Origin of the sequence: Streptomyces sp. NPDC049577 (assembly GCF_040675635.1) — a bacterium.
Classification (GTDB): domain Bacteria; phylum Actinomycetota; class Actinomycetes; order Streptomycetales; family Streptomycetaceae; genus Streptomyces.
Window position 1 is genome coordinate 1 of record NZ_JBFAPH010000257.1, and the last position, 8,897, is coordinate 8,897.

The 8,897-nt window shown below is 73.7% G+C and carries 6 protein-coding genes; 3 read left to right on the forward strand and 3 right to left on the reverse strand.

Going from position 1 to position 8,897, the window contains the following annotated elements; all coding sequences use genetic code 11:
* On the reverse strand, positions 1-2,295 hold a 2,295-nt coding region (gene lanKC, locus AB0K09_RS24295), incomplete at its 3' end, for a class III lanthionine synthetase LanKC (protein ID WP_366067494.1).
* 227 nt (positions 2,296-2,522) lie between these two features.
* Here lanKC and AB0K09_RS24300 point away from each other — a divergent pair.
* The 3 genes from AB0K09_RS24300 to AB0K09_RS24310 all read left to right on the forward strand — a co-directional run bounded on the left by AB0K09_RS24300 (position 2,523) and on the right by AB0K09_RS24310 (position 6,544).
* Complete coding sequence (locus AB0K09_RS24300; RefSeq protein ID WP_366067495.1) at positions 2,523-4,223, forward strand: multicopper oxidase domain-containing protein; 1,701 nt, start codon at positions 2,523-2,525, stop codon at positions 4,221-4,223.
* A 29-nt stretch (positions 4,224-4,252) separates the two neighbouring features.
* Positions 4,253-5,173 carry a squalene/phytoene synthase family protein gene (locus AB0K09_RS24305; protein ID WP_366067496.1) on the forward strand — a complete coding sequence of 307 codons (921 nt, stop codon included), beginning with the start codon at positions 4,253-4,255 and terminating at the stop codon, positions 5,171-5,173.
* Between the two features lie 144 nt (positions 5,174-5,317).
* Positions 5,318-6,544, forward strand: coding sequence for a M6 family metalloprotease domain-containing protein (locus AB0K09_RS24310; protein WP_366067497.1), 1,227 nt, complete (start codon positions 5,318-5,320; stop codon positions 6,542-6,544).
* A 58-nt stretch (positions 6,545-6,602) separates the two neighbouring features.
* Here the strand turns inward: AB0K09_RS24310 and AB0K09_RS24315 are convergent, their stop codons facing one another.
* Together AB0K09_RS24315 and AB0K09_RS24320 are read right to left on the reverse strand one after the other, a co-directional pair.
* Entirely contained in the window at positions 6,603-6,896 is a 294-nt protein-coding gene (locus AB0K09_RS24315; RefSeq protein ID WP_366067498.1) for a ferredoxin, read from the reverse strand.
* Positions 6,893-8,353, reverse strand: a complete 1,461-nt coding sequence (locus AB0K09_RS24320; protein WP_366067499.1) for an aldehyde dehydrogenase — start codon at positions 8,351-8,353, stop codon at positions 6,893-6,895. Before AB0K09_RS24320 ends, AB0K09_RS24315 begins: the two co-directional genes overlap by 4 nt.
* Positions 8,354-8,897: the final 544 nt, after the last annotated feature.

Below are 8,897 nucleotides of genomic sequence, written 5' to 3' on the forward strand. Positions count from 1 at the left end.
GCGACCTCCAGGCGCACCGCGAGGTCCAGCTTGCGGTCGCCGATGACGAAGATCGAGGTAGTCGTCGAGGACGGCGCCGATGCCGGCGCTGCCGTCGCCGAGGTACGGCATGGTGCGCCAGCCCTCGTCGACCTCCAGGGTGCCGTTCGCGGTGGTGACGCAGCGGGCGAGGTCGGTGCGCAGGGCGGTGCCGGCGAGGTCGAGCAGGGCGGGGGCGCCCGTGCGCTCGTACATCCGCAGGAAGAGCAGGGCGGGGCCGGTGGCGCCGCGCATCAGGCCGGCGCGGCGGCGGTCGGAGCCGCCGGGGGCCGTGCCGCCGGGGGCCGCGGTGAGCCGGTCGGCGAGGAGCTGGGCGGCCTCGACGGCCCGTTCGTGGAAGTGCCGTTCGCCGGTGGTGCGGGCCAGGTGGTCGAGCAGGAGGCCGATGCCGGCGATGCCGCTGCGCAGGTCGGAGGTGAGGTGCTGCCACTTCTCGGCGAGCAGGGCGGCGGTCAGGTCGAGGGCGCGTCCGGTGTGCCCGAGCCGGTCGAGGACGAGGGCGATGCCGGCCAGGCCGTCGTAGAGGCCGAGCGGGGTGCCGGGCGGTACGGGGGCGGTGTGCTCCAGCAGCCACTGCTCGCCCGTCTCGTAGCGGGGGGCGCCGGCTTCGGCGAGGGCGTAGAGCACACCGGCGGCGCCGTGGGCGAGGCCGAGGCCGCCGCCGTCGGAGAACTGGGCGATGTCGCCGGGGAAGAGCCGGTCGTCGCGGTCCGGGGTGGCGGAGGCGAGGATCGCGCGGACCATGGAGTCGCGGGCAACCGGCCAGTCGCGCGGCTCGGGGAGGGCGCGGGGCGGGCGGGGCGGGTCGTTGCGGGTGATCTCGGCGACGGCCTCGGCCAGGAACTCGCCCGGGATGTCCGGGAAGTTGGCGGCGATGACGTCGGCGAGGTGGGCGGCCGTCCCCCGGTCGATGACGAACAGGGTGGTGACGGGCAGGAACAGCGCGAGCCGCAGGCAGGCCAGGGCGTACCGGTCGACGTCGGTGCCGGTGCGGTCCGGCGGGGCGAAGAAGCCGGGGTGGGCGACGATCTGGCGGCCGCGCTCGGAGGCGGGGGCCGCGGCCTCGAAGTCGATGAGGGCCACGGACTGCTCGTCGGGCGCGACCATGATGTTGAACATGTGCAGGTCGTTGAAGACGATGCCCCGCTCGTGCACGGCGGTGACCGCTTCCTCGACGGCGCGGTGGATGCGCAGCGCCCAGGCGGTGTAGTCGGCGACCGCGGTGGGCCCGGGGTCGGCGGCGAGCAGCGGGTGGCGTTCGCCGAAGAAGGAGTTGAGGGTGCGGCCCTCGATGAAGTCCATGACGAGGAAGCGGTGGTCGCCGAGCGTGAACCAGTCGCGCACGGCGGGTGCGACGCCGAGCCCGTCGAGCTTCTCCAGCGCGGCCTTCTCCCGCTCCAGGCGGGCGATCGCGTCGGCGCCGTCGGAGGCGAGCCCGGCGTGCGGGCGGCCCTCCTTGAGGACGACCGCGCGGCCGTCGCGGGTGTCGGTGCCCCGGTAGACGCCGCCGCCGTTGGAGAAGTGCAGGGCCTTCTCGATGCGGTACGGCAGGTCGCCGACGGTCGTGGCGTTGCGCGCGGCGAGGTGCGGTTCGAGGAAGGCGGGCAGCTTCACCCACGCGGGCACCTGGAAGGCGGGGGTGCGCGGGTCGGGCACGAGCCGGCCCTCGCCGTCCTCGATCGCGGGGACGAGCGTGCCGCGCTCGTCGACGCAGAAGCGGCGGGCGAACGCGCCGTAGCGCACATAGAGCGGGCCCTCGTGCCAGCGCAGGTCGGTGAGGATGTACGGGCCCGGGCCACCGGCGAGGATGCCGTGCAGCTCGGTGAGGACGGTGTGCAGCTCCTCCTCGCCGGCCGGGTAGACGGTGACGAACTTTCCGCTGTGGTCGCGGGCCGCGTACTTGTTGTTCCGCAGGTGCAGCAGGTGCGGGCCGGGCACGAACTTGAACGGGATCGCGCGGGGGACGCAGTAGTCCCAGACGGCGGCGGCCGTCTTCTCCGCGGTGTCCGCGGTGGCGGACACATGGATCTTCCAGCCCTGGGCCGGCTGCGGGCGGGCACCGCTCGCGACGGCGGCGACGGGCGTGAGGACGAGCCAGTCGCCGCTGCGGGCGGCCTCCCAGCCCTCGGGGGCGGGGCGGCGCGCCGTCTCGAACAGCGCGCTCTGTCCCGTGGCGGCGGAGGCGTGGGCGAGCCGGTCCGGGGTCTCGTAGAAGTGCCTGTCGGCCAGGCAGTAGACCTCGTACCGGCTGTCCATGGGTTCTCCCCCCTCGGCTGCGACGCGTCGAGATTTCCACGCGGCCGGGAGGCGGAACAGTCACACGTGTCACCAAGCGACCGTGCGGTACGCATGAGTAACCGGAACGCGCCGTCCGACGCGTTCGGACGGGGGACCTCCTCGGCGTTTCGCGCCGCACCACGCCGGGCTGCCCGCCGGACATCCGGTCATATGAGATGACAACGAGTTCCGGAAGGAGCGCAGTCATGACTCAGGGCCGGGGCCTCACACGCCGTTATGTTCTCCGGGGACTGGGCGGGGCCGGCGCCGGCGCCGCTCTGGCCGGTGTCGCCGGGTCCGCCGCCGAGGTGGAGGCCACCCAGGCCGCCCAGGCCGCCGAGGCGGCGGGGGCCTCCGGGGCGGCGGGCGCCTCCGGGGCGGGGACGTCCGGGGCGGCCGTGGCCGATCCCGTGCTGTCCGACACCGCGGCCTCCGCCCTGACGCTCTCCGCCGAGGGCGCGCCACTGCGGGACCTGCCCGAGGTGCGCAGCCGCGGCGGGCTGCTGGAGCACACCCTGCGCGTGGCCACCACCGGCCCGGTGGTGGGCGGCCGCCGGCTGCACCTGGACACCTACAACGGCGGGCTGCCCGGCGAGCTGCTGCGCATCCGTCCCGGCGACCGGGTCCGCATCCTGCTGTGCAACCGGATGCGGCCGAGCGGGTCGACCCGGAAACCGGCCGGGCAGACCGCCGCGCGCGAGGCCATCACGACCAATCTGCACACCCACGGCCTCCAGGTCTCCCCCGCCGGAAGGGCGGACAACGTCGAGGTGCGCGTCCGTCCGGGCGAGCGGTTCCAGTACGTCTACGACGTCCCGGAGGACCAGCCGGCGGGCCTGCACTGGTACCACCCCCACTACCACGGCTCCACCACGCACCAGGCCTGGGCCGGGCTGGCGGGGCCGCTCGTCGTCGAGGGCGATATCGACCGGGTGTCCGGCATCGCGGACATGCGGGAACGGACGATCGTCGTCAGCGGGCTGCGCGTGGACCGCAGGGGCGAGAACCCCGTCGTGAACCTGGTGCCCACCGCGGGCGACGAACCGTTCGCCACCGACCCCGACATGCCGGCCGACCTGCTCTACCCGCTCAACGGCCAGCTGCGGCCCGTGGCGAGCATCCGGCCCGGCGAGACCCAGCGCTGGCGGGTGCTCAACGCGACCCCGCACCGCGAGCTGTGGCTGCACATCGAGGGACACACCCTGTACTGGATCGGCGCGGACGGCATCCCCTTCCCCTGCACCCGGCCCGTCCCCTCCATCATGCTGGCCGCCGCCAACCGCGCCGAGTTCATCGTGCGCGGCGGCGCCCCCGGCCGGTACCGGATCTACGCGGCCTCCTACCACCAGGGCCAGCCGCGCGCCTCCCGGCCCGCGCTGGAGCTGGGCACCCTGGAGGTCACCGGCCGGCGGACGACGGGCCACGTGCCACGCCGCCTCGTCGCCGCGCCCCGCATGCCCCGCCTGCCCGTCGCCCGCCGGCGCACCCTGACCCTCTCCCGCGACACCTCCGGCAGAGCCGGCCCCGGCGCCCGCTTCCCGCTGGACAACCGGTTCTACGACATGGACCGCATCGACCAGGAGGTCGAGGCCGGCACGATCGAGGAGTGGCGCCTGGTCAACCGGGACGCGTTCCAGCACCCGATGCACATCCACGTCAACCCGTTCCAGGTCGTGGACATCAAGGGCATCCCGTCCGGGGACGCCTCCTGGCACACCGATCCCGACATCTGGTGGGACACCTACCGGCTCCCGCCGCGCGGCGAGATCACCGTGCGCATGTACTTCCGCCCGGACGCGACGGGCAAGACCGTCTACCACTGCCACATCCTTCCGCACGAGGACACCGGCACCATGGGCAACCTCCTCATCAGCCCACCGGGCGAGCGGGGACGCCACCGCGGCTGAACGGGAGTTGCAGGAGTTACAGTCGCGGGATGCGCACCTGGAAGAGGACGCTCACCGCCGCGGGCGTCGAAGAACCACGCCTGCGGGAGGAGTACACCCGGCAGCGGGCCGTGGTCGCCGCGTACCGGCGGCACGCCTACATCGCCGTGCGACTGCTGCTGCCACCGCCGGTCGTCCCGCACGTCATCGCCGCGACGGCCTTCATGCACCACACCGACACCCTCCTCGACGGCGAGGCGGCGGACCCGGAGTCCTTCCGGGAGTGGGAGAAGGCCGTCCGCGACGCACTGGCCACCGGGCACAGCGACGACCCGGTGCTGCGCCCCCTGCTGCACACCGCCTCCGTGCACCCCCGGCTGGCCGGCCACGTCGAGGAGTTCCTCGCCGGCGCGCCCCTGGACCGCGACTTCGGCGGCTTCGCGGACGAGGCGGAGTACGCGCGGTACGTCGACGCCTACTCGCTGCCCGCGTTCCTGCTCGTCGCCTGCCTGGTCCTGGCACCGGACGCCCGGCCGGAAACGGTCCGCGCGCTGTGCCGGACGTACATCGACGGCAGCCAGCGGCTCGACTTCGTCAACGACCTGGCCGAGGACCTGCGCGCGGGCCGGCTCGCGCTGCCCGCGCGCACGCTGGAGGAGCACGGCGTCTCCCGGGCCGACCTGGAGCGGGGCCGCGACACCCCCGGCACGCGCGCCCTGCTCGCCACGCTCCTGCGCCGCGCCCGGGAGGACCTGCTCGCCAGCCGGCCACTGCCCGGCCACGCGCCGCCGGAGCACCGCGCGTTCGTCCGGGCCTTCATCACCCTGGAGGTGCTGACCGCCGACGCGGCCCTGGCGAAGGGCAGCACGCTCCTGCACGCCCCGGCACGCCCACCGGCCGGCGCGGCATTGCGGGTGCTGCTCCGGGAGTGGCGGCGGCGGGGGCGTCAGGGGGCCCGGCGGATCGCGTGACCGAGCCGCGTTGACATTGCCGGTCCCCATCGGGACACCGGTCGCCCCCGGCCTCCGGTGAACACCACGCCTGCGCACGGCCCATGAGAAGGTTTCAGCCACCCGGCCTCGAAGCCCGGACCACTCCCCCCACGGAGACACATCATGAGCCTTTCGCTCGGGACGCGGCGCACGCGCGCCGCGGCGCCCCTACTCGTCCTGTCTGCCCTGCTCGCCTTGGTTGCCCTGGTCATCGTCCCCGCCGAACCTGCTCATGGGTCCGGCGGAAGCGTCTCGGCATGTGCGCTCCAGGGCACGACCGGCTACGCCGACGAGGGCCGGCAAACCGACTACACCCGGTTCCAGAGCCCGCTGGGCACCAAGCGCGTGGGCGTGATCTACGTGGACTTCCCCGACGCTTCCGGGACGTCCCTGCCTCTCACGCCCTACTACAACCAGATATCCGGCGCCGCCGACTGGATGTGGAAGGCGTCCAACGGCAAGACCTGGCTGGACATGAGGGCCCCGTACGGCAACTGGGTGCGCATGCCCAAGAACTCCACCGACTACAACTGGGCACGCGGGTTCTCCTGGGACACGCACCGGATATATGTGAAGGACGCGCTCACCGGTGCCGCCGACGCAGGCGTCGACATCGCCGGTTACGACATGTTCTACATCGTGCCGACCAGCACCGCGGCAGCGATCTCCCACACCCCCACCTGGGTCCAGAACCCCACCGACCCGACCTGGGTCTGGAACAGGGCGACGAACGCCTGGGTGGCGATCAAGTGGGCGGTGACCTTCGGACAGGACATGTGGTACTGGGGCTACAAGGTCGCCGATCACGAGACCGGCCACACCTTCGGCCTGCCCGATCTCTACGCCTTCAGCGGCGATCAGCACCAGTACGTCGGCGGCTGGGACGTCATGGGCAAGGTCAGCGGCCCGGCCCCGCAGTTCCTCGGCTGGCACGCATGGAAGTTCGGCTGGATCAACGACAGCCAGGTCTCCTGTCTGTCCACGGCGAACACGTACTCCACCACCCTGAACGCGGTGGAGTACGGGGGCAGCGGCTACAAGCTGGCAGTGATCAGGACCAGTGCCACCACGGCCTACGTCGCCGAGTCGCGCAAGGCCGCCGGCAACGATTCCAGCGCATGCGCCAGCGGCGTACTGATCTACCGGATCGACACCTCCGTCACCACCGGCAGCGGACCGATCCGCGTGGTGGGCAACCCCAACGCCGCCGCCCCCACCGGGAACTGCACCACGCTGGACATGCAGACCTGGAAGTCCGGCCAGACGTTCCAGGACGACACCGCCCGCATCCGGATCCACGTGAACAGCTCCGACGCGTACAACGACACTGTCTGGACGTACAAGTGGTGACCGCACAGCGCCGGGGCCCGGTGCGGCAATGCGGAGCGCGGGTGCACGGCGGCCAGGGCTACGGCTTGTCCGGTGGGCCGGGCAGCGATCCGTCGGACATGCCCTGGTCCGGCGGCGGGAAGACCTCCTCCCCCGTGTCCGCCCGGCGGATGGCGATGGCCTCGACAGGGCAGCCCTCGGCCGCGTCCCGTACCGGCGCGCAGGCTTCGGTCTCCTCGGCGACCGGACGGGCGCGGCGGGCCGGTCCGTCGAGGCGGAACGCGGCGGGCGCGGTGCCGGCGCACAGACCCGAGCCGACGCACAGCGTGGTGTCCACGGAGACGCGCCAGCGCTCCGGGTCCCCGGCGGTCACCGGTGGCCCGCCGGCAGGTGGATCGTCTTGTGCTCCAGGTACTCGGCGAAGCCCTCGGGGCCGAACTCCCGGCCCAGGCCGGAGTTCTTGCAGCCGCCGAAGGGCCCGAGCATGTCGAGGCTGAAGGTGTTGACCCCGTAGGTGCCCGTGCGGACGCGGCGCGCGATGTCGAGGCCGTGCTCGACGTCGGCCGTCCAGACGGTGCCGGAGAGCCCGTAGTCGGAGTCGTCGGCGATGCGGACGGCCTCCTCCTCGGTGTCGTACGGCAGGAGGCAGACCACCGGGCCGAAGATCTCCTCGCGGGCTACGCGCATGCCGTTGCCGACGTCACCGAGGAGCGTCGGTTCCACGTACCAGCCGGTGTCCCGCCCGGCGGGGCGGCCGCCGCCGGCGAGGACCTTCGCGCCCTCGCGCCGCCCGAGGCCGACGTACTCCAGCGTGCGGTCGCGCTGTCTGCGCCCGACCAGCGGTCCGATCTGGGTGGCGGGGTCCAGCGGGTCGCCGACGACGAACGCGGAGGCGGCGGCCGCGAGCCGCTCGGCGAGCTCGTCGTAGCGGGTGCGCGGGGCGAGGATCCGGGTCTGGGCGACGCACGCCTGGCCGTTGTTCATCCAGGCGCTCGGCACGATGCCGGCGACGGCCGCGTCGAGGTCGGCGTCGGGCAGGACGATCGCGGCGGACTTGCCGCCGAGTTCGAGCGTGACGCGCGCGAAGCGGCCGGCCGCCGCCGCCATCACGCGCCGGCCCGCCGCCACGGAACCGGTGAAGGCCACCTTGTCCACGCCGGGGTGGCCGACCAGGTACTCGCCCACCTCCGCGCCCGCCGGCAGGACCGACAGCACGCCCTCCGGCAGGCCCGCCTCCGCGGCGATCTCCGCGAGGACGTAGGCGTCCAGCGGGGTCTCCGGTGCGGGCTTGAGCACGACGGTGCAGCCGGCCAGCAGCGCCGGCGCGAGCTTGGCCGCCGCCGAGAACTGCGGCACGTTCCACGGCACGACCGCCGCCACCACCCCGACCGGCTCGCGCCGCACGAGCAACGGCCCGAGGACGCCGGCACGCTCCTCCTCGTACGCCACGCCGCGCGCGACGGTGATCGCGGCGTCCCACACCATGCAGGCGCCGAGCGCCTGGGCGAGCACGCTCCAGGAGTACGGCGAACCGTTCTGCGCGGAGATCAGCCGGGCGATCTCCTCGTGGCGGGCGGCGATGCCGTCCTTGATCCTCGTGACCACCTCGATCCGCTCGCCGGGCTCCCGCCCGGCCCACCCCGCGAACGCGGCGCGGGCGGCCGCGACGGCCCGGTCGACGTCCTCCCGCGAGGCGTGCGGCACGCTGCCGATCAGCGTCTCGCTGTGCGGCGAGACGACGTCGATGCGGCTGTGCGGGGACTTCGGCGAGGCGGGCTCGACCATGGCTCCGCCGATGACGAGGTGCCGGTGCTCGATGGGGTGCGACATTGCGGAACGCCTCCCGCGGGGTTCGGGAATTTTCTGATGGCCCATCAGAACTGATAGCAGCTCCGGCTGCGGCCCGCGAGGTGGCCTACGGCCGGTGGAAGGGGCGCGGCCCCGGCCCCCTACTCCCCGCCGCAACGGCGGGTCACCACCGCGGCGCGGTCCGGCGGTGCCGGACGGGCCTGCGCCCGGCCGGGAAAGGACGGCCGGTTCGGCACCGCCGGACACGCACGTCGTGGCTGATCGCCGCCGCGGCGGGAAAGGGGGAGGTACGGGCCCCCACCCGAGGGGCATGTCAAGGGCGGTTAAAGTTACTGGCGACAACTTCATCCCCCTCGGAACGGGGCAAGCCGGGGCCCGGTCCGCGCTTGGGTCTTGTCGGAGCCCCCGCCGCGGTGAACCCCCAGCGAATCCATCGAGAGGCTCCACCCCATGGCCCCGTCCTTCGTCGTCCCCGCGCGCCGCGGCGCCGCGGCCCTGGTCAGCGCCGCCCTGCTGGGCGCGGCAGCGGCCCCGGCCATGGCGGCCGACGCGTCGCCGTCCCCCG